The sequence below is a fragment of the Enterococcus ureasiticus genome, assembly GCF_001730285.1.
Taxonomy (GTDB): Bacteria; Bacillota; Bacilli; order Lactobacillales; family Enterococcaceae; genus Enterococcus_L; species Enterococcus_L ureasiticus.
The window spans coordinates 347,559-368,608 of record NZ_MIJZ01000001.1 but is presented as its reverse complement, the minus strand read 5'-3'; the positions used below and the strand labels follow the sequence as shown (position 1 = coordinate 368,608).

Here is a 21,050-nt window from a genome sequence, read left to right as displayed (position 1 = left end):
GTTGTGTGCTATACTCAGTTCACGAGGTGAGGAAAATGGAGCAAGTAAAAACAACCGAATTTTCTCTATGTCCTAAATTCGAAAAAGCTTTTGCGATTTTAGGGAAGAAATGGAATGGTTTGATTATTGACGTCTTGTTGGAAAATGGTCCTCAACGATTTGGTGAGTTAAGACAAAAAATCCCTGAACTAAGCGATCGAGTGCTAGTGGAACGCTTGAAAGAATTAGAAGGCGAAGGGATCATCTCAAAAGCAGTTCGCTGTGATGAGAGTAGTCGTCTAGAATATTTCCTCACAAATAAAGGCAAAGACTTACAACAAGCAATGGAACAAATTCAGAATTGGGCAGAAAAATGGGTTACCGCTGAAGAATGCGGTTGACCTTAGACTTAATTTCTTGTAAACTGTAATCAATTGAATAACAAAAAATGTTGATGGAAAAGAGTAATTTGGCTGATACGAAAAGGGAAAACCTGTCTTAGACTGAAAACAGGTTGCGTAATCGAAAAATGAAGTTCACTTCCGGAGTTTGTTTGTTCCAAAGAGAGCAGACCGGTGAAAGCCGTTATAAGAATTGAGTGCATGATTTTTTGTCATGAATTAGGATGGTAACACGATAGCTCGTTCCTTTAAATAGGAGCGGGCTATCGTTTTTTATTTTGGCTAGTCTTCCAGAAAAAAGATAAAAATGAAAAGCGGCAAAAAACGGCGCAGTTAATTTTTCCTATTTTTCAGACAAGACTAAAAGAGGCTGTTCAGCGTTTATATTTTCTAGCTTATCAGGCTAGCCCTTCGGAAAAAAGACAAAATATGTCCGTGACTAAAAGCGTCACAACCATATTTCCCTATTTTTCTGTCAGAGCTGAATGAGCCTGTTCGGCTTTTATTTAATACCAAGCAAAAGAAAGGAATAAAAAAATGACATTAAAAGCTCAACTAGAAGCGTTAAGAGATGAAACTTTGAATAATATTCAAAATGTTGCTGATCTTAAAGCACTAAACCAAATCAGAGTAGAAACATTAGGTAAAAAAGGTCCTATCACAGAAGTGTTGAGAGGGATGAAAGATCTATCCGCCGAAGAACGTCCAGTAGTTGGAAGTTTTGCTAATGAAATTCGAGATTTACTGACTGAAGCCGTGGAAGCACGTAAAGAAATCCTAGAGTCAGCAGCATTAAATGCTGCTTTAGAACAAGAAACAATCGATGTAACTTTACCCGGTAAACAAATGACTCATGGAACTCGTCATGTATTATCTCAAGTGATGGAAGAAATCGAAGATATATTTGTTGGTATGGGGTACCAGGTCGTTGAAGGGTATGAAGTCGAGTCAGATCATTACAATTTTGAGCGCATGAATTTACCGAAAGATCATCCAGCTCGCGATATGCAGGATACATTTTATATTTCAGAGGATATTTTGATCCGTACACACACATCACCTGTACAAGCTAGAACAATGGAAAAACATGATTTTTCAAAAGGTGCATTACGTATGATCTCTCCAGGGAAAGTATTCCGCAGAGACACTGATGATGCGACGCACAGCCACCAGTTCCATCAAATCGAAGGGTTGGTTATTGATAAAAATATTACAATGGGCGACCTTAAAGGAACGCTGGAAGTTGTTATGAAAAAAATGTTTGGTGAAGACCGTAAAATTCGTCTACGTCCAAGTTACTTTCCTTTTACCGAACCTTCTGTTGAAGTTGATGTTAGTTGCTTCAAGTGTGGTGGTGCTGGCTGTAATGTTTGCAAACAAACTGGTTGGATCGAAATTTTAGGCGCAGGCATGGTTCATCCTGATGTTTTATCAATGTCAGGAATCGATCCAAATGAATACACAGGTTTTGCTTTTGGTTTAGGACCAGATCGTGTAGCAATGTTGCGTTACGGTGTTAATGATATTCGTAATTTCTATCAAAATGATTTACGTTTCTTAAATCAGTTCAAGGTAAAGGAGTAGTCGACGATGTTAGTTTCTTATAAATGGTTAAGTGAGTATTTAGATCTTTCGAAAATTTCTGCAAAAGAATTATCTGACCAAATGTCTTTGACTGGGATCGAAGTCGAAGGTGTTGAGGTGCCAGAAGAAGGCTTGAAAAAAATAGTGGTTGGCGAGGTCAAAGAATGTATTCCTCATCCGAATTCAGATCATTTATCGATTTGCCAAGTGGATATCGGTGAAGAAGAATTATCACAAATCGTTTGTGGTGCGCCGAATGTTAAAGTCGGTATCAAAGTAATTGTAGCTTTACCAGGTTCTCGCATTACTGGCAATCAAAAAATTAAAAAAGGTAAAATGCGTGGCGAAGTTTCAAATGGCATGATCTGTTCTTTACAAGAATTAGGTTATTCTGATAACGTGATTCCTAAAGCTTATTCTGACGGCATTTATTATATGCCAGAAGAGGCTGTTAATGGTGACGATGTCTTCTCTTATTTAGATATGGATGATCACATTATCGAGTTATCTATCACACCGAATCGTGCTGATGCATTAAGTATGCGTGGTGTGGCTTATGAAGTAGGGGCAATTTACCGCCAAACGCCTAAATTCAATGATGCGATTTTAGAAGAAGATACAAGCGAAACAGCTGCAGATTACATTTCTGTTGAAGTGGAAGATAAACAAGATACACCAGCTTATCAAATCAGAATCATCAAGGATGTAAAAATTGCTGAAAGTCCGTTGTGGTTGCAAACGCGTTTAATGAATGAAGGGATTCGTCCAATCAATAACGTGGTGGATGTGACAAACTATATTCTTTTATTATTTGGACAACCATTGCATGCGTTTGATTATGATAAGTTAGATAGCCAAACTATTTTAGTGAGACGTGGCAAATCTAGCGAAGAAATTGTTACTTTAGATGGTGAAATAAGAAAAGTATCGGATGAAAATATTGTCATTACAAACGGAAAAGTTCCAGTAGCTTTAGCAGGCGTTATGGGTGGTGCAGATTCAGAGATTACTGACGAAACAACTACAGTTGCTCTAGAATCTGCGTTATTTGATTCTCTATCTGTTCGTAGAACATCAAAAGAATTCAATTTACGCAGTGAATCTTCTAGCCGATTTGAAAAAGGTATTAACCCTGCAACGATTGGCGAAGCCGGTGATGTAGCGGCAGCAATGATTGCTAAATTAGCTGGTGGAACAGTTGTTTCAGAAAAAGCAGTTGGTTCTGAATTAACACTTGAAGATGTTGTTGTCAGTGTAACGATTTCACGAATCAATGAGTACTTAGGTACTGAGATGGATCAAGCGACAGTGAGTGAAATTTTCGATACGTTAGGATTTGCTTACGAACTTGATCAAGAAAAATACATTGTAACAGTTCCACCTAGACGTTGGGATATTACGATTGAAGCAGACTTGATCGAAGAAGTCGCACGTATCTATGGCTATGATAACCTGCCGTCAACCTTACCAAAAGGCGAAACTGTGGCTGGAAGTTTAACAAGTGGACAATTATTAGTTCGTAAAATCAAAAGTTTATTAGAAGGCTGTGGCGCAAGCGAAGCAATCAGCTACGCTTTGACAACAGAAGAAAAATCTCGTCAATTTCTGATGAGAGAAAGTTTAACAACAAGTCTACAATGGCCGATGAGTGAAGAACGTTCAGTTTTAAGAATGAACTTGATTTCAGGCTTGCTTGACGATGTAGCATATAATGTTGCTCGTAAAAATAACAATGTTGCTCTTTATGAAATCGGACGAGTATTTTATCAAGATAACGATCCTAAAAAACAATTGCCGCATGAAGAAAATCATTTAGGTATTGTCTTATCAGGAAATAAAGTGGTAAAAGATTGGCAGACAAAAGAAGCTCCAGTTGATTTTTACACAATCAAAGGAATGCTTGAAGTTTTATTTGACTCTGTAGGTATTGCAGATAAAATATCGTATGAAGCAACAAAAGCTCACCAAGAGTTACATCCAGGAAGAACAGCTTTAGTGAAATTGAATGATACAGTCATTGGGTTCATTGGTCAAGTTCATCCGACAGTGGCAAAGGAATATGAAATTCCCGAAACATATGCTGCTGAATTAAATCTTCACGCAATTATTGAAGAAGAAAATGACGCCTTAGTTTATCAACAAATTTCAAAATTCCCAGCTGTTTCTAGAGATATTGCGTTACTAGTTGATGAATCAGTGACCAGCCAAGAATTAGTTAGAACGATTTCTAAACATGCTGGAAAATTCCTGCAATCAGTTCATTTATTTGATGTTTACCAAGGAGATAATATCGCTGAAGGTAAAAAATCAATGGCGTATAGCCTAACATTTGTAAACGCAGAAGCGACATTGGTAGATGAAGAGATCAATCAATCAATGGAAAAAGTGGAAAAAGCTTTAATAGAAGAGTTTAAGGTAACGATTCGATAAAAAATAAGAGAGTAGCAAAAACTAAAAATAGTTTGCGCTACTCTCTTATTTTTTTATGCCCAGTTTCTAGAAAGCCATCTTGAAAATTGGGAAATAGAGAAGTTGATCACGAAATACATCAACGCTACAAGTCCGTATATAGCAAAGACTTGTTCCGTTTGTGCATAGCGACCCATTAAAATATATGATTTGCCAAACAGTTCTTGTAAAGCAATAACTGAATATAAGAAACTAGTATCTTTGATCACTGTCACAAACTGTGAAACGATAGCAGGCAATACATTGCGAATCGCTTGGGGTAAAACGATATACAAAAGAATCTGAAAATTGCTAAATCCCTGTGAATGGGCAGCCTCCTTTTGACCTTTATCTACACCATTTAAACCACCACGGATAATTTCAGCTAGGGCCGCAGTTGTGAAAACAGTAAAACTGACAATACCAGCCGGAGTAGACTTGATTTTAAAAATCAAGAAGATTACATAAATCCACAATAAATTAGGAATATTCCGAACAATTTCTATATATAAACTGGCTAAGAATTTTAAAGGACCGCTTTTTTGGTTTCTCAACACAGCTAAAATTGTTCCAAAAATTGTACTTAAAACGATTGATACAAAAGAAATATAAAGTGTAAGCTTCAAACCATCGAATAAAAAGCGCAAATTATTGCCGGTCAGAAGTTGATTCATTTGTTCTGAAAAAGACATGTTTGCATCCTCCTATCTGGTATAAGCTTTCTTATTATTTTCTTCAAGTTTTCTAGCTAAATTAGCTAGTGGGAAGCATAGGATAAAGTAAAGTAATCCTGCTACAGTGAAAGCTGGAATATAATTTAAATTGATTGAAGACCAACTGTTGGCAGTAAACATCACATCCGCACCCGAGATAATCGCAACCGTTGATGTATTTTTGATTAAATTGACGATTTGATTTGTTAATGGCGGCAGCATGATTCGCCATGCTTGAGGTAAGACGACATAGCGCATTGTTTTTCCATAAGAAAAACCTTGCGAATAAGCCGCCTCAAATTGACCTTTAGGAACAGCTCCAATTCCAGAGCGGACAACTTCAGAAATATAAGCACCATGATAAAGACCAACGCAAATAATGGCGATAGTTGTTGTTGAAAAGGTCAACATGGGACTAATCAAAGGGAATCCATAATAAACTACAATAAATTGGATCAGCAATGGTGTATTTTGGAAAAACTCTACATAAATCCGACTGATTAAGTTTAATAATTTATTTTGCATAGCGGATAGACTACCGAAAAAAATACCTAGTAGCATTGCAACGATTAGTGAGCCGACTGCCAATAAAATAGTATAGAGGAAAGCATCTCCAAAAAGTCTCCAATCTTTGAATAATGCTTCCCATCGATAGAGTGCAAAAGGTCCTGCATTCGCTATAATGAACATCTAATTTCCTCCCAAATTCTAACAAAGTATATAGAATCGGGAAGTGTTAGTCCAGATTCCACGTTTTGTAAATTTTTTCTAAAGTGCCGTCTTTTTCCCATTTTTCAATCGATTTATTCAACTGATCATTCAGCTCAGTGTTTGCCTTCTTCGTTGCGATTCCATATTCTTGCGGTGAGAAACCATCCTTGAGAATTTCTGTGCTATCATCTACATAACCTGTTAAAATCGATTTATCAACCGAGAAAGCATCGATTCTTTTTGATGTTAGGGCAGTTTTTAATTCAGGATAAGAACCAAGTTCTTGGTATTTAAAAGACACACCTAGTTCTTTAGCTTGCTTTTCGATAGCTTCTTTTGTAGTCGCTGATTGAACAACACCAATCGTTTTTCCATCTAAGCTGGCAGTGTCAGTAAACTTGTCAGCTTTTCTTACTAAGAAACCAACTTCGTCTTTATAATAAGGGGTTGTGAAGTTGTACGTTTCTTTTCGCTCATCAGTAATTGTAAACGTTGCAATTACCATATCCAATTCACCATTGTCCAATAAAGGACCACGAGTTTTGGCCGATACGCCTACAAACTCGACGTTATCTTCACTACCAGTCAATTCTTTTGCAATCAGGCGGGCGATGTCTGGTTCCATTCCTTCATTTTTATTTGTATCTGGATTCATATAGCCAAAATTTGGGACATCTTCTTTGACACCGACTTTAATGACACCAGCATCTTTGATTTTCTGAAGGTTAGTTGTACTTTTATTGCCAGAATCAGCAGAATTTTTATTATCTCCGCCACAACCTACAATTAAACCAAGTAATAGAGTTAGGGATAATGCAGCTACTAATTTTTTCGTTTTTTTCATTTGAAATTCCTCCTTGTATCTGATTTATTTATTAATTATGAATAATTTTACTTAAGAACTCTTTCGCACGTTCATTTTGAGTGTTGGTGAAGAAATGTTCGGGCGATCCTGTTTCAATGATCTGACCGTCATCCATAAAGATCACCTTGTCCGCAACTTGACGAGCAAAGCCCATTTCGTGCGTCACACAAATCATTGTAATATTTTGCTTAGATAAATCGACCATAACATCCAATACCTCTTGGATCATTTCTGGATCAAGTGCTGAGGTTGGTTCGTCAAAAAGAATGATCTCTGGATGCATATTTAATGCCCTCGCAATTGCAACACGTTGCTGTTGACCTCCAGAAAGTTGAGCAGGGTAGGCATTTGCTTTATCAGCCAAGCCGACTCTTTCTAAATATTCCATTCCAGTCTTTGTTGCTTCTTCTTTACTAACACCTTTGACCTTGATAGGGGCTAAAGTAAGATTTTGAATGATTGTTTTATGAGCATATAAATTAAAACTTTGAAACACCATTGCTACTTTTTGACGAACTTTTTGAACTGGTGCTTTCGGTTCAGTAATGTCGATACCATCAACGAAAATGTGGCCGTCAGTAACTTTTTCTAAACGATTGATACAACGGATCAAAGTGCTCTTACCTGAGCCAGAAGGTCCAATAATTACGATCTTTTCTCCTTCGTTGACTTTTAACGAAACATCTTTCAATACATGGTGATCCCCAAAATACTTATTTACATGTTCCAACGAAATCATGGTCATTCTCCTTTATGTATAAAATTATCACATCATTTTAGATAGTTGTTGATTAGCGGGTGAATGAACTGAGAAATGAAAAATAAAGAAATAACTGACAGGACAATAAACTGAGAATATGGAAAGAGTTACATGAGCTCTTATTATACTGTTTTATAAGTTATCGTTTGAAATGTGGTGTTAATCTATTTTCGTTTTATAAAAATAGTTTTCCTTTTCATTTAATCAAATCATCATAAATCTATTCATCCGTTAATGTTAGAAATTATAACATATGAAAAATGAGATTGCTAGTTTTTTTTAAACGCTTTATACAAGAAAAACAGTTAAAAAGCATATGCTAAATGAAAATTTGAGGTATAAAGCATGATATAATAGAAGCTAACGATAATAAAACTTGAAAAAAAGTAGTAAAAAGTAGAGAATAAGAGTGTTGAAAAAATACTGTAAAGGTTTGAGTGACTTGAATAATCATGAAGCAATAGGATTTATAGATTCCGGAGTCGGCGGACTTACGGTAGTTAAAGAAGCATTAAGACAATTACCTAACGAACGTTTGATTTATCTTGGAGATACAGCTCGATGTCCATACGGCCCCAGACCAGCTGAGCAAGTGATTCAATTTACTTGGGAAATGACAAATTTTCTTTTAGAAAAAAATATCAAAATGTTAGTAATCGCCTGTAACACGGCTACAGCTGTTGCATTAGAAGAAATCAAGGCGAAATTAGATATCCCAGTTGTAGGCGTGATTCTTCCAGGGACAAGAGCTGCATTAAAGGCAACCAAAAATAATCGCATCGGTGTTATCGGTACTGCTGGTACAATCAAAAGTAAAGCATATGAAGAAGCGTTAAAAAGTAAAGCACCTAATACGTTTGTTTCTAGTTTAGCTTGTCCCAAATTTGTTCCAATCGTTGAAAGTAATGAGTTTCACTCTTCTGTAGCAAAAAAAGTTGTGTCAGAAACCTTAAATCCACTGCAATTGAAGAAATTAGATACCTTGATTTTAGGCTGTACTCATTACCCATTATTGCGTCCTTTGATTCAAAATGTAATGGGAAATCATGTGAAACTAATTGATTCAGGTGCTGAAACAGTGAGTGAAGTTAGTATGCTGTTGGATTATTTTGATATAGCTAATACTCCAGAGTATAAAAATGAAGCAAATGAATTTTACACCACGGGTTCTGCAAAAATGTTTAAAGCAATTGCGAATGATTGGTTAGATTTAGGAACAGTCACAGTTGAGCAGACTCGATTATCGAATATCATTGGAGGGAACAAACATGATCAGACATGACGGAAGACAAGCAAAAGAATTAAGAAAAATAACAATTGAAACGAATGTTTATAAACATCCCGAAGGGTCAGTCGTGATTTCGTTTGGTGATACTAAAGTAATTTGTTCTGCAACTGTGGAAGAAAAGGTTCCACCCTTTTTAAGGGGTGAAGGAACAGGTTGGGTGACTGCAGAATATAGTATGCTTCCAAGAGCCACGAATACAAGGAATATCCGTGAAAGCGCTAAGGGAAAACTAAGTGGCAGAACAATGGAGATTCAACGTTTGATTGGACGTTCGTTACGAGCAGTTATTGATTTGAAAAAATTAGGCGAAAGAAGCATCATCGTTGACTGTGATGTGGTTCAAGCAGACGGAGGAACTCGAACAGCCAGTATCACTGGCGCATTTGTTGCTATGAAAATCGCAGTTGATAAAATGCTTAAAAAAGGTGATTTACAAGAAAACCCAATCAAAGAATATCTGGCGGCAGTTAGTGCTGGAATTTTAAACGATGGTCAGTGCGTTCTTGATTTGGATTATGTGGAAGATTCAGCTGCGGCTGTTGATATGAATTTGGTAATGACAGAATCCGGCGATTTTGTTGAGCTTCAAGGAACAGGAGAAGAAGCTACTTTTTCAGGTGACGAGTTAAATTCATTATTATTCTATGGAAAGACTGGTATCGAACATCTGATAGCTTATCAAAAAGAAGCATTAATGAACCAATTATCTGAAAAGGTTTTTCCAGCAGAAGCTAAAACAATCGTTATTGCTACGAGAAATCCAGGGAAAGCAAAAGAGTTCACTAAAATTTTTGCTGAAAAAGGCTATCATGTGAAAACATTATTGGATTATCCCGAACTACCAGATGTTGAGGAAACGGGGAAAACATTTGAAGAAAATGCTCGTTTAAAAGCTGAAACGATTGCTGAAATTTTAAAACAACCTGTTTTAGCGGACGATTCAGGACTAATTGTTGATGTGCTAGATGGCAGACCAGGAATTTTTTCCGCCCGTTTTGCTGGTGAACCAACCAATAATGCTGCTAATAATGCTAAATTACTACATGAACTAACAGGAGTGCCAAAAGAAAAACGGACAGCTACATTCCATTGTACCCTTGTTTTTGCAGCGCCTGATAAAGAAAGTTTAGTCGTTGAAGGAGATTGGCTAGGAGAAATCGGCACAATTCCCCGTGGTGATCACGGTTTTGGCTATGATCCATTATTCTTTGTACCAGAAGAACAAAAAACGGCAGCTGAACTTTCAGACGAACGTAAAAATGAGATCAGTCATAGAGGAAGAGCTGTTGCAAAACTAAGAGATCAATGGGAAAATTGGTTAAAAAACTAGGAGGTTGTACATGAAATATCTAGTAGTAAGTGATAATCATGGTGATCGTGATGTATTAGTTGACTTAGCAGATGAGTATCGTGGAAAAGTTGATAAAATGTTTCATTGCGGGGATTCAGAATTAGAACCTGACGATACATTGTGGAATGATTTTATCGTTGTTAAAGGAAATTGTGACTATGATCCTGAATTTCCCAACTCAATTGTAGAAAAAAATGGAACGGATACTATCTTTATGACTCATGGTCATCTAGCAAATGTCCGCTCTGGTCTGACAACTCTTACTTTTCAAGCGGATGAAGCAAAAGCCAACATCGTGTTATTCGGACACACGCATGAAATTGGTTGTGAGGTTCGGGCAAATGTACTTTATTTGAATCCAGGAAGTATCAGCCTGCCTAGAGGACCGATCCAACTTAAATCATATGCAATCATTGAAAGTACAGCAGATCAATTTGTTGTTCAGTATTATGGTCGTGATCACAATCCATATAAAGAATTACATTTTGTCTTTAATAAAAAATAATTTAGATAGCTTTTGCTAGAAATAGTAAGAGCTATTTTTCTCTCGAATAATCGGAGTATAAAAGTGAAGAAAATAAGGTCAAACCTTAATTTTTTTTAAGAGTTATGAAAAAAGTTTGAATTTAAAGACATTTGCATCCGTTTTCTGTACAATGATAGTTGTGGCAAAGAAAATGAAATGGAGGCACTCCAATGATTGGAACTGCTGTAAAAGAATTATTATTAGAAAAACAAGAAACCTTTTTAATACCTGCGGAGAACGTCGCAAACGTAATGTGTTTGAATCCGCTAAGTCATGCTTTATTGGTTTTATCCCAAGTGAAATATTCAAAAATCCCCGTTTTAGATAAAGGTGATCGTTTTGTCGGGTTGATCAGTTTATCTGATGTTGTGGATAAAATGTTTGATATCACCTCTGTTGATTTTGATAAATTACAAGACTTTACCGTAGCAGACGTGATGGAAGTCAATGTTCCAGTGATTGGCGAACAATGGGAACTGGAAGATGTTCTTCATTTATTGGTTGATGCAGCATTTCTTCCTGTAGTGGATGATAACCAATGTTTTAAAGGGATCATTACACGCAAAGAATTGTTAAAAGCAATCAATCACATGGCCCATGAATTAGAACGGAAGCATGTCATTTTGCCAAAATCCGATGGTGAATCTATAGAAATGAAAGTGATTTGATCAATTAAATTTAACTGTTCACTTTTTTCTGATTTTTTGATAAGCTAAACGATGAAAAGAGGATAAATAGTAGCTCGAAAATAATAACGACTTTGATCTCACCAACTTTTAAAAGTTGAAGGCTTCTCAAATAAGCCCAGGTGTTTCAGAACGTAATGATTTTTGTGTTAACCTCTTAATTTGAAGGGAGTTATTTTGATGGACGCATATGAAATTATTAATTATATTGGGAATGCTGAGAAAAAGACACCAGTAAAAGTTACCTTGAAAGGCAAATTAAAAGAAGTAACCTTTCCTGATAGTATTCAAGCATTTACTAATTGTAAGACAGGGACTTTATTTGGTGAATGGAAAGTAATCAAAGAATTTTTGGAACAAAATAAAGATAGTATAATTGATTATGTAATCGAAAATGACTCACGTAATTCTGCAATTCCTATGCTGGATATTAAAGAAATCAATGCTCGGATCGAACCAGGAGCAACGATTAGAGATCAAGTTGAAATTGGCGATAATGCTGTGATCATGATGGGAGCCGTTATTAATATCGGCGCCGTGATCGGTGAAGGCACAATGATCGATATGGGTGCAATTTTAGGCGGACGTGCAACAGTTGGTAAAAACTGTCATATTGGTGCGGGAACCGTTCTAGCTGGTGTAATCGAGCCACCTAGTGCAGAGCCTGTCGTGATTGAGGACAATGTTTTGATTGGTGCAAATGCTGTTGTTTTAGAAGGGATTCGGGTTGGTGAAGGTGCTGTTGTTGCGGCTGGAGCAATCGTGGTTGACGATGTTGCACCTTATACTGTGGTTGCCGGAGTGCCTGCTAAAAAAATAAAAAATATCGACGCAAAAACCAAAAGTAAAACAAACATGATGGAAGAGTTGCGTAAATTATAATCAGGGAAATCAAGATAATTAATTTTAGAAAAAGGATTAAAACTGCTCTTTAGTTTAGTCCTTTTTTTGTTTAGTGTTATATTAAGCTTTCAAATGTGTAAGATAAATGTTCGCCTATTCAATTTTCTGTAAGCTGATTTTTGATTATAATCAGTTATATAAGATAAAGTAGGAGGAACAAGTATTATGAAAAATAAAAAGAAGAAATTAATTATTGGTGGTATTTTAATCGGAGTTTGTGTTGGAAGTTATTTCCTGTTTTTATCACCTTCAAAAGAAGTTAAACTTAGTTACAATGTATTTACTCTAAACCAGCAAGATCCACTTCTCTTGAAAGGAGAAGTAAAAGCCACTCAAACTGAAGATGTTTTCTACGATCAGACAATGGGAACAATTGCCGATATTCCAGTAAAAAATGAACAAGAAGTGAAAAATGGGGACATTGTTCTCAATTATGTAAATAGTGAGGCTCAAAACAGAGCTGATCAGCAACAACGAGCTGTAAATAAAAGCAGTCTATCAGCTCAGCAAGCAGCGCAAAATCTAAGTCGCACACAAGGTCGTTATAATGAAGCACAAGCAAAATTAAATCAGATTAATGCTGACTATGACCGAGAGTCAGATCCTGAGAAAAAAGAGGAACTAAAAGGAAAAGCTGAACAACAAAAAGCAGAAGTGACTAGCATCAACAATGAAGTTATTCAAGCGCAACAGGCGTCAGAATTAGCTTATACAGAGGTGAATGATGAATCTGCGGCATTGGAATCAGAGCAAGGAAAAGTAACGTCATCGATTAAATCTTCGATGGACGGTGTAGCAATGGTCAATGAAGCTGGAAAGAAATCCTTGGATCAACCTCTAATTCAAGTGTTAAGTAAGACGAAGCAGGTTAAAGGAATTGTCACAGAGTATGATCTCAATAAATTAAAGATAGGGCAAGAAGTCAGCGTGACGTCAATTGGTTCTAATCAGACAGCCCAAGGGAAAATCAGCAGCATCAACCAATTGCCCAAATCAAAAAGCGGCAACGATTCAGAAATTCCAACATATGAATTTATCGTAGAGGGAGATTTTCCATGGGCGTATGGCTCTTCTGCACAAGTTTCACTACCACAACCGCAATTAATATTACCTGAAAAATCTGTTTTAAACAAAGATAATAAGACGTTCGTTTTTGTTTATAAAAATGGGCGAGCAGTGAAAACAGATGTTAAGGTCACGGATGTTAATGGTGCTAAAAACTTAGAGTCTGGTGTGTCGAAAGGAACGAAAATCATTGGAAACCCTGATGATGTATTACAAGATAATACAGAAGTGCAGGTGACTGAAAATGATTAAACTTGAACAAATCAACAAATTCTATTCATTAGAGGAAGAAAAACTTCATGTTTTGAAGGACGTTAACTTTGAAATTAAAGAAAAAGAGTTTGTGGCAGTTATGGGGCCATCTGGTTCAGGAAAGTCGACGTTGATCAATCTGATTGGTTTTATTGATAAGAAATTTGAAGGGAAATACTTGTTTGAAGGAAAAGAGATTACGGATTTTTCTGACAAAGAACTCTCTGCTATTAGAAATAAATCCGTTGGGTTTGTTTTTCAAAATTTTAGCCTTATTGAAAATAACACTGTTTTTGAAAATATCGAACTCCCTTTATTATACAACGGTTCGGCTTATACCGATACCAAAGCAAGAGTGCAAGAAGTATTAGAAAAAGTTGGTTTAGGAGATAAAGGGAATAAGTATCCGAAACAACTTTCCGGTGGTCAACAGCAACGAATAGCGATTGCAAGAGCGATTGTGAACTCGCCTAGATTTATTATTGCCGATGAGCCGACTGGAGCTTTGGATTCAAAAACATCGGATGATATTATGCAACTATTTCAAGATTTGAATAAAGAAGAAGGCGTAACGATCATTTTAGTAACGCATAATCCAGATATGGTCTCTTATTGCGGTCGCTTGATACGTGTTAAAGATGGCGTCATTGTTGAAGAGGAGTTGAGTAAATGAAGAATCTGGTCATTTGGAAGACAGCTTTAAAATCGATTCTAAAAAATAAAAAACGTAGCTTTTTGACGATGTTCGGTATCATTATTGGGATTGCATCAGTGATTACGATTGTTTCTATCGGTAACGGCTTTAAAAGAGATATGATCGATAAAATGTCGATGACAAATACGAATGAAAATGTTAGTAATATTACGTTCAACTATTATGATTTAGCTAATGGCATTAATGAAAGTGAAATATTTAAACAAAGTGACCTTGATTTGATTAAGAATATAAAAGGCATCAGAAAAGTTGATTTTTATAAGCCAAAACAAAAATTGAGTGAACGTCAAGTAGAGCTTTACATTCGTGGTAAAAAACTGAATAAAAAAGTAGAACGTGTTGAACAAACGTCTGAAAAATTATTAATAGGCAGACAAATTGTGCCTAAAGATAACGAAACTTTGAATAAAGTAGTTGTAATAGATGAGGTTTTAGCACAAAAGTTATATGGTGATCCTGAAAAAGCAGTTGGAAGAGGGTTCGAAGTGAAGAACGAATTATTCACAGTAGTGGGCGTTATAGCAAGTAGAAGCGGAACCTTATCAATGGAAAATGAAGCTCCACTTGCTTATTTTCCGATAAAAAGTTATGATCATTATTTCAAAAAAATTGACAATCAATCCATCTTGAATTTAGAAATTTATGCGGGAGAAAATAAAGAGAGTGTGACCAAAGAGGTCTTAAAACAACTCAACTTTAATGGTAGTTTGAGAAATGTTGGTGAGTATGAAACATACAATCCAAAATCAGATATCGATCAAATGGGTAGCCTTTTGGATAATCTGACCTTATTTATTTCAGCTGTAGCAGGTATTTCATTATTTATTGCTGGAGTGGGTGTCATGAATATGATGTATATTTCTGTTTCAGAACGGACAAAAGAAATAGGAATCCGCCGTGCTTTAGGAGCTACAGAAAAAGACATCAGAAAGCAATTTTTAACTGAAGGACTGACGCTGACATTGCTTGGTGGTTTGATTGGTTATCTTTTAGGGATGACACTGGGATTAGTTTCATCTATGTTTTTACCTTTTGCAGTGCGACCAGATTTATTTACAATCAGTTTAGCTGTAGGGATTTCAGTATTGATAGGCGTTGTATTTAGCTATATGCCAGCATCAACAGCATCTAAAAAAGACTTGATCGATATTATGAAATAATACGAAAAAACCGACTAATGATAAAATTAGTTGGTTTTTTTTTAAAACTATTTAGTTTGTAATTGATCATCCAATACAGAAACAGCTTTTGCTAAAAATTGATTGATCAATTCTAATTCTTTTTCTGAGTATTCTTGTGCTAATTCTTTCATAGCTTTGTCAAGCGGCTGATAAGCTTGTTTTATTTCCTCTCTATCATCGTAGGTAGGGACAATGATTACTCTCCTACGATCATTAGGATCTTTTTCACGACGGGCATAGCCAATTTTTTCCAAGCGGTCGATCAATGCGGTGATTGTTCCCGTAGACAATCCTGTTTTATTTGCTAATTCTCCAGCTGTAAGTGGTCCTAATTCGTTCAACAAGTCAATTGAAATATAATCATTTGCTGGGATCCCAAGCGATTGAACGATTGCTTGTTGATGCAAGATAGAACGTGAGCCAAATCCTCTTAATAAGGTGGTAAGTTGATCTATAGGTACGTTTGTTGTTGAACCTAGATTATTTGACAAATGCTCTCCCTCACTTTATGCTTAATATATCTCGTTTTACGAGATTCTTTTTCGTCAAAATATAATTGAATAAATATATCATAGCAAGCTTAATGTTATCTGTAAAGCAAAGAAAGAATTGAGGCTGAAAAGAATGAAAACATTGATCGTGTATGGAACGAAATCTGGGGCATCAAAGGAATGCGCAGAAATTTTAGGAGAAAAATTAAGTAATTCTACCATTATTGATATTGATCAGGAAAAACCAGCTCTAAATGAATTTACGCATATTATTGTAGGTGCCGGTGTTCGAAATGATAAGATGTATAAACCAATCAGGGATTTTTTGAAAAAAATCAATCGGATCTACTATCTAAAACCATAGCGTGTTTCTTATGTAATTCTAAACCAAAAACCACGCAAGAGGTGATTATCGCCAGTATTCCAGAAGCAATCAGAGAGCACGCGCTTGAAATTGTTTCCTTTGGAGGCTACAAACCTTCTTGGGTTCCGATAAGTGAGGAAAAAAAGCTAAAAGGAATCGATTTGGATAAAATCAGTACATTTGCTGAAAACTATTTAAAGCATCTATAAAAGCGATCCGATACTCGAACTGTTTAAATATTGCAAAATTTCTCTAAACGAAGGATTGACAGAAGACTCTTTTTATTCAACAATAAGATATAGAGAAATAGAAAAGAGGCAGATGAACAGTGATTCAAGAACAGTTAATTGAGATTCGTAGACAGCTGCACCAAATACCAGAAATTGGATTAGAAGAAGAGAAAACCCAGGAATATTTACTTGAGATTATTAAATCGATTGATAAAGAATTTATAGAATACACAACTTGGCGGACTGGAATTTTAGTTTTTGTTCATGGAAAAGCTCCTCAAAAAACGATTGGTTGGCGTGCTGATATTGATGGTCTGCCGATAAAAGAAGAAGTTATTTCTGATTTTCATTCTACACATAATGGTTATATGCATGCTTGTGGTCATGATTTTCATATGACGATTGGCTTAGGATTGTTAGAGCAAATGACTTTAGAACAGCCGATAAACAATTATTTGTTTCTTTTTCAGCCAGCAGAAGAAAATGAATCTGGCGGTATGTTGATGTATGAAGCGGGGGCTTTTGGTTCATGGCTTCCAGATGAATTTTATGGGCTTCATGTAAATCCTGAGCTACCTGTTGGCAAAATCACAACAAAAGTCGGTACACTTTTCGCCGCAACATGTGAAGTTCAAATCACTCTAACTGGTAAAGGAGGACATGCAGCATTTCCTCATGCTTCAAATGATATGATCGTAGCTGGGATGAGTCTTGTACAGCAAGCACAAACAATCGTAAGTCGAAATGTGAACCCCGTTGAAGGTGCAGTAGTCACTTTCGGTACATTCAATGCGGGGACTGCGACGAATGTGATTGCAGGCGAAGCAACGATTTCAGGTACGATTCGAACCTTGACAGAAGAAATGAATGAATTGACACAAATCAGAATCAGGGAAATTGGTGAAGGGATTGCGAAGTCATTCAATTGTAAGGTAGAGGTATTCTTAGATCAAAAAGGGTATGTTCCAGTCATTAATAATAAGGAAAAGACAGAAAAATTTATGACATTTATGGAACATGAATCAGGTGTTTTATTTGAAGAGGCAGAAGTGGCTATGACAGGTGAGGACTTTGGCTATTTGTTATCTAAAGTACCAGGAACGATGTTTTGGCTAGGTGTTGATAGTGCGTACGGTCTGCATTCTGCTAAATTTGAACCTAGAGAAGAAGCGATTCCTTTTGCTGTAGAACATGTTAGTAACTTTTTGAAGTCATTAGATAAATAGAAAAACGACGCTAACTTTTTTTGTTAGCATCGTTTTTTTATTTTATTGTAATTGGCGTATTCGGAATAGTAAAGTGAGCTTCAGATAATTTTTTCACATATTGAGCCAAAAATTCTTCTCTAATCGGTGCTTGTTTTCCGTTTAGTACATACATCGTTGTACGAACTGCAAAATTTCCATTTCCAAGATCGACCATCCCGAAAATCGTAGGTCCTGTTTGGATGCTTTCTGAATACTTTTCTTTCAATTCAAGATTGACTTTCTCGATGATAGCAGTGATTTTATCGTATCCTTCATCTGGCATGATGCGAACATCAATCGAAACTTGCATATTAGAGCGTGAAAGATTACTTATCGTAGTTATATTTCTATTCGGAATAAAATGAACAGTTCCATCTAAGGCTTTCATTTGTGTCGTTCTAAGACCAACTGCTGTAACGGTTCCTTCAATATTAAGAGCAGTCAATCGAATATAGTCACCAACATCCATTTGTTGTTCTAAGATGATAAAAAATCCAGTGATGATATCGTTCATGAAACCCTGAGCGCCTAACCCAATCGCGACACCCGCAATACCTGCTCCAGCAAGGAGAGAGCCAACAGGGACGCCGACAACTGTTAGTAAGGAGTATATGAAAAAGAAAAATAGTGTATATTGAAAGGCGTTGTTGATTAGGGTATGAAGTGTTTTCAAACGACTTTCACTGAACGCTTGCTTTTTACTGTAATTACCATAAGTTTTATCAATGAGTTTTTTACCGATCCGATTTAAAAAAACGAAGAAAAGAATCAGAAATATGAGATAAATCGTTTTTTCAATCAAAGTAGCGATGATGTCATCCCAATTGATTCCATTCCAAAAACGCTGAAGAGCGTTCACTTTATTTTCAGTAACAGCTTTTATATCGAGTGTAGAATCCATTGTACTTTCAACTGTTTTGCTTGATATTTTTTGTCCAAGAATAAACAAGGATAGCCCAACTTTCTTTTTTATCTATGATTACTTTATTATTATACTTGAATTTGAAAAAAGATGTTATTATTTATGTAAAAAGCTTAACAAATTCATTGGAAATATGTTACAATATTCTGAAAATAAGGAGTGAGCGTATGACATTAGATTGGGATAACTTAGGCTTCGATTATATAAAGACACCATTTCGGTACATTTCTACTTGGAGAGATGGTCAATGGGATGATGGCAAATTAACAGAGGATAATAAGCTGCATATCCACGAAGGATCAGCAGCGCTGCATTATGGTCAGCAATGTTTCGAAGGGTTGAAGGCCTACCGCTGTAAAGATGACTCAATTAATTTATTTCGAGTGGACGAAAATTCCAAGCGTATGAATCGAAGCGCCAGACGTTTGTTGATGGCAGAAGTTCCAGAAGATAAATTTATTCGTGCAGTAGAGGAAGTTGTAAAGGCCAATGAAGCCTTTGTGCCACCTTATGGTAGTGGTGCTACATTATATCTTCGCCCGCTTTTGATTGGAGTTGGTGAAGGAATTGGTGTAAAACCAGCTCCTGAATATTTATTTACGATTTTTTGTATGCCAGTAGGTGCCTATTTTAAAGGCGGGCTGACGCCGACAAACTTTATATTTTCTGATTATGATCGCGCTGCACCTCAAGGAACTGGTGCTATTAAAGTTGGCGGAAACTATGCGGCTAGTTTTTTACCTGGAGAAGAAGCGAAAGAAAAAAGGTTTTCAGATTGTATTTATCTCGATCCAAAAACACATACAAAAATTGAAGAGGTTGGTTCTGCTAATTTCTTTGGGATTACGAAAGATGATCGTTTTATCACGCCATTATCACCATCAATTTTGCCAAGTATCACAAAATATTCATTGCTTTATCTGGCTGAGCATAACCTTGGTATGGAAGTGGTAGAAGAAGATGTTTATATTGATTCGCTGGATCAGTTTAAAGAGGTTGGGGCTTGTGGAACAGCGGCTGTGATTTCTCCAATTGGGGGTATTCAGACTTATGATGATTTCCATGTGTTTTATAGTGAAACAGAAGTTGGACCGGTGACGCAAAAACTTTATGATGAATTGACAGGGATTCAATTTGGTGATTTGCCCGCACCAGATGGCTGGATTAGAAATATAAAAGTATAGAATTCGGAAAAGGAAATGACGAAAAACTTTCGTTGTTTTCTTTTTTTGCTTTTAATCTTGGGGAAAAACAGCGATTTCGTTCTTTTTTAATAAAAAACTAAAATAAATGCGTATTACTATTTTAGGAAGAAGAATTAAGAGAGAGAGGGGTTTCATATGATAGTAAAGAAGTCGCTTACTGTAGTAATCGGATTGATATTTAGCATATTTTTTTCGCCAGTATTTGCAATGACGGAACCACTTGTAGAGCTGGAACTACAAAGGGTAGATTTTGAACAAACCAATGTATCAAACGATGCTAATACTGCTAATAACGAGGATAGATTAGAGACACATGACTCAGCAATTGAACAGAAGCAAGATGCATCGAGAATTCAAGAAGACTTTCAGACGGCTTCCGATTCTGTAAACGATGTATCCGAAAATTTAGAAGAAGAACCGAAGAAGACTACTCCAGATTTGCCAGAAATTGTAATTAGAAAAAATCAAATAACAGAAGAATTTATTGAAGTAATTAGAGAGTTAGCCGAAAAAATTGCATTTGAATATGATTTATATGCTTCAGTGATGATTGCACAAGCAATTTTAGAATCTGCTTCGGGTAGTAGCAGTTTATCAATTGCACCAAATTATAATTTATTTGGAATCAAAGGAGATTATAAAGGAGTGACAGTCGTCATGAAAACACAAGAAGATGATGGGATCGGAAATTTATTTACGATCGATTCAAGATTCCGGAAATACCCTTCTTATAAGGAAGCTTTAGAAGACTATGCTAGTTTGCTAAAAAATGGATTAGTAGAAAATCCTGAATTTTACAAAGGTACTTGGAAAAGTGAGGCAAGAAATTATCGGGAAGTAACAACTTTTTTAACTGGAAGGTACGCAACGGATAGTCGATATGCTGAGAAGTTGAATCAGTTGATTAGTGTTTATGAGTTGACTCGTTATGATGAGTATAGAAAGGAAAAAAAGAACGAATTGAATGAAAGAAAGACAAAGAAACAAACTGAGAAAGTTACAAAAATCAATAAATGGCAAACCTTAATATATAGAAATATGAAGAAAAAACAAATACAGAAGCAAAGGTCACGAATTATGTTAGCTGTTGATGGATTGAGCTATTATTTTCTAGAGGTTTCGAAGTTGATAAAAAGTTATTTTGAGATTGAAGTTTGATTTTT

General features: G+C 36.0%; 22 protein-coding genes and 1 other annotated feature. Of the genes, 16 read left to right on the top strand and 6 right to left on the bottom strand.

Annotated elements, in window-relative coordinates; translation table 11 throughout:
* The first annotated feature begins 35 nt into the window (after positions 1–35).
* The 3 genes from BCR21_RS01765 to pheT all read left to right on the top strand — a co-directional run bounded on the left by BCR21_RS01765 (position 36) and on the right by pheT (position 4,394).
* Positions 36–380, top strand: a complete 345-nt coding sequence (locus tag BCR21_RS01765) for a winged helix-turn-helix transcriptional regulator (protein ID WP_069644801.1) — start codon at positions 36–38, stop codon at positions 378–380.
* A gap of 41 nt (positions 381–421) precedes the next feature.
* Positions 422–631 (top strand) — a binding site (T-box leader).
* A 286-nt stretch (positions 632–917) separates the two neighbouring features.
* Complete coding sequence (pheS, locus tag BCR21_RS01760; protein WP_069644800.1) at positions 918–1,964, top strand: phenylalanine--tRNA ligase subunit alpha; 1,047 nt, start codon at positions 918–920, stop codon at positions 1,962–1,964.
* 6 nt (positions 1,965–1,970) lie between these two features.
* Positions 1,971–4,394, top strand: a complete 2,424-nt coding sequence (pheT, locus tag BCR21_RS01755) for a phenylalanine--tRNA ligase subunit beta (protein WP_069644799.1) — start codon at positions 1,971–1,973, stop codon at positions 4,392–4,394.
* Positions 4,395–4,447: 53 nt separating this feature from the next.
* Here pheT and BCR21_RS01750 read toward each other — a convergent pair whose 3' ends face one another.
* The 4 genes from BCR21_RS01750 to BCR21_RS01735 are packed head-to-tail and all read right to left on the bottom strand — an operon-like array spanning position 4,448 to position 7,440.
* Complete coding sequence (locus BCR21_RS01750; protein WP_069645539.1) at positions 4,448–5,086, bottom strand: amino acid ABC transporter permease; 639 nt, start codon at positions 5,084–5,086, stop codon at positions 4,448–4,450.
* Positions 5,087–5,116: 30 nt separating this feature from the next.
* The gene (locus BCR21_RS01745) at positions 5,117–5,815 is read right to left on the bottom strand and encodes an amino acid ABC transporter permease (RefSeq protein ID WP_069644798.1); all 699 of its coding nucleotides are present in this window, start codon (positions 5,813–5,815) and stop codon (positions 5,117–5,119) included.
* Between the two features lie 46 nt (positions 5,816–5,861).
* Positions 5,862–6,680 (bottom strand): transporter substrate-binding domain-containing protein, encoded by an 819-nt coding sequence (locus tag BCR21_RS01740; protein WP_069644797.1) that lies wholly within the window; start codon positions 6,678–6,680, stop codon positions 5,862–5,864.
* 31 nt (positions 6,681–6,711) lie between these two features.
* Complete coding sequence (locus BCR21_RS01735) at positions 6,712–7,440, bottom strand: amino acid ABC transporter ATP-binding protein (protein ID WP_069644796.1); 729 nt, start codon at positions 7,438–7,440, stop codon at positions 6,712–6,714.
* A gap of 463 nt (positions 7,441–7,903) precedes the next feature.
* On the opposite strand from BCR21_RS01735, the gene racE reads away from it, so the two are divergent.
* The 8 genes from racE (at position 7,904) to BCR21_RS01695 (ending at position 15,407) form a co-directional block, all read left to right on the top strand.
* Positions 7,904–8,743, top strand: a complete 840-nt coding sequence (racE, locus tag BCR21_RS01730) for a glutamate racemase (protein WP_069645538.1) — start codon at positions 7,904–7,906, stop codon at positions 8,741–8,743.
* The gene (gene rph, locus BCR21_RS01725; RefSeq protein ID WP_069644795.1) at positions 8,730–10,079 is read left to right on the top strand and encodes a ribonuclease PH; all 1,350 of its coding nucleotides are present in this window, start codon (positions 8,730–8,732) and stop codon (positions 10,077–10,079) included. Before racE ends, rph begins: the two co-directional genes overlap by 14 nt.
* A gap of 10 nt (positions 10,080–10,089) precedes the next feature.
* Positions 10,090–10,605: a metallophosphoesterase gene (locus BCR21_RS01720; RefSeq protein ID WP_069644794.1), complete on the top strand. Its 516-nt coding sequence runs from the start codon at positions 10,090–10,092 to the stop codon at positions 10,603–10,605.
* 191 nt (positions 10,606–10,796) lie between these two features.
* A complete protein-coding gene (cbpB, locus tag BCR21_RS01715; RefSeq protein WP_069644793.1) occupies positions 10,797–11,294 on the top strand; it encodes a cyclic-di-AMP-binding protein CbpB in 498 nt (165 codons plus the stop codon).
* Between the two features lie 198 nt (positions 11,295–11,492).
* Positions 11,493–12,194, top strand: coding sequence for a 2,3,4,5-tetrahydropyridine-2,6-dicarboxylate N-acetyltransferase (dapD, locus tag BCR21_RS01710; RefSeq protein ID WP_069644792.1), 702 nt, complete (start codon positions 11,493–11,495; stop codon positions 12,192–12,194).
* Between the two features lie 186 nt (positions 12,195–12,380).
* Positions 12,381–13,532 (top strand): efflux RND transporter periplasmic adaptor subunit, encoded by a 1,152-nt coding sequence (locus BCR21_RS01705; RefSeq protein ID WP_069644791.1) that lies wholly within the window; start codon positions 12,381–12,383, stop codon positions 13,530–13,532.
* Entirely contained in the window at positions 13,525–14,205 is a 681-nt protein-coding gene (locus BCR21_RS01700) for an ABC transporter ATP-binding protein (RefSeq protein ID WP_069644790.1), read from the top strand. The genes BCR21_RS01705 and BCR21_RS01700 overlap by 8 nt, the downstream gene beginning before the upstream one ends.
* Positions 14,202–15,407: an ABC transporter permease gene (locus tag BCR21_RS01695; RefSeq protein ID WP_069644789.1), complete on the top strand. Its 1,206-nt coding sequence runs from the start codon at positions 14,202–14,204 to the stop codon at positions 15,405–15,407. Before BCR21_RS01700 ends, BCR21_RS01695 begins: the two co-directional genes overlap by 4 nt.
* A gap of 47 nt (positions 15,408–15,454) precedes the next feature.
* Here the strand turns inward: BCR21_RS01695 and BCR21_RS01690 are convergent, their stop codons facing one another.
* Positions 15,455–15,919, bottom strand: coding sequence for a MarR family winged helix-turn-helix transcriptional regulator (locus BCR21_RS01690; protein WP_084013191.1), 465 nt, complete (start codon positions 15,917–15,919; stop codon positions 15,455–15,457).
* 133 nt (positions 15,920–16,052) lie between these two features.
* Between BCR21_RS01690 and BCR21_RS17140 the strand changes: the two genes are divergently transcribed.
* From BCR21_RS17140 to BCR21_RS01680, 3 genes are all read left to right on the top strand, one after another.
* Positions 16,053–16,283, top strand: a complete 231-nt coding sequence (locus tag BCR21_RS17140) for a flavodoxin domain-containing protein (protein WP_240488053.1) — start codon at positions 16,053–16,055, stop codon at positions 16,281–16,283.
* Positions 16,284–16,324: 41 nt separating this feature from the next.
* Positions 16,325–16,492, top strand: a complete 168-nt coding sequence (locus tag BCR21_RS17135; RefSeq protein ID WP_240488052.1) for a hypothetical protein — start codon at positions 16,325–16,327, stop codon at positions 16,490–16,492.
* A 119-nt stretch (positions 16,493–16,611) separates the two neighbouring features.
* Entirely contained in the window at positions 16,612–17,739 is a 1,128-nt protein-coding gene (locus tag BCR21_RS01680; protein WP_069644788.1) for an N-acetyldiaminopimelate deacetylase, read from the top strand.
* Positions 17,740–17,776: 37 nt separating this feature from the next.
* Here BCR21_RS01680 and BCR21_RS01675 read toward each other — a convergent pair whose 3' ends face one another.
* Positions 17,777–18,709, bottom strand: a complete 933-nt coding sequence (locus BCR21_RS01675; RefSeq protein ID WP_069644787.1) for a mechanosensitive ion channel family protein — start codon at positions 18,707–18,709, stop codon at positions 17,777–17,779.
* A gap of 140 nt (positions 18,710–18,849) precedes the next feature.
* Between BCR21_RS01675 and BCR21_RS01670 the strand changes: the two genes are divergently transcribed.
* Together BCR21_RS01670 and BCR21_RS17310 are read left to right on the top strand one after the other, a co-directional pair.
* Entirely contained in the window at positions 18,850–19,866 is a 1,017-nt protein-coding gene (locus BCR21_RS01670; protein ID WP_069644786.1) for a branched-chain amino acid aminotransferase, read from the top strand.
* 156 nt (positions 19,867–20,022) lie between these two features.
* A complete protein-coding gene (locus tag BCR21_RS17310; protein ID WP_069644785.1) occupies positions 20,023–21,045 on the top strand; it encodes a glucosaminidase domain-containing protein in 1,023 nt (340 codons plus the stop codon).
* The last annotated feature ends 5 nt before the right edge of the window (positions 21,046–21,050 follow it).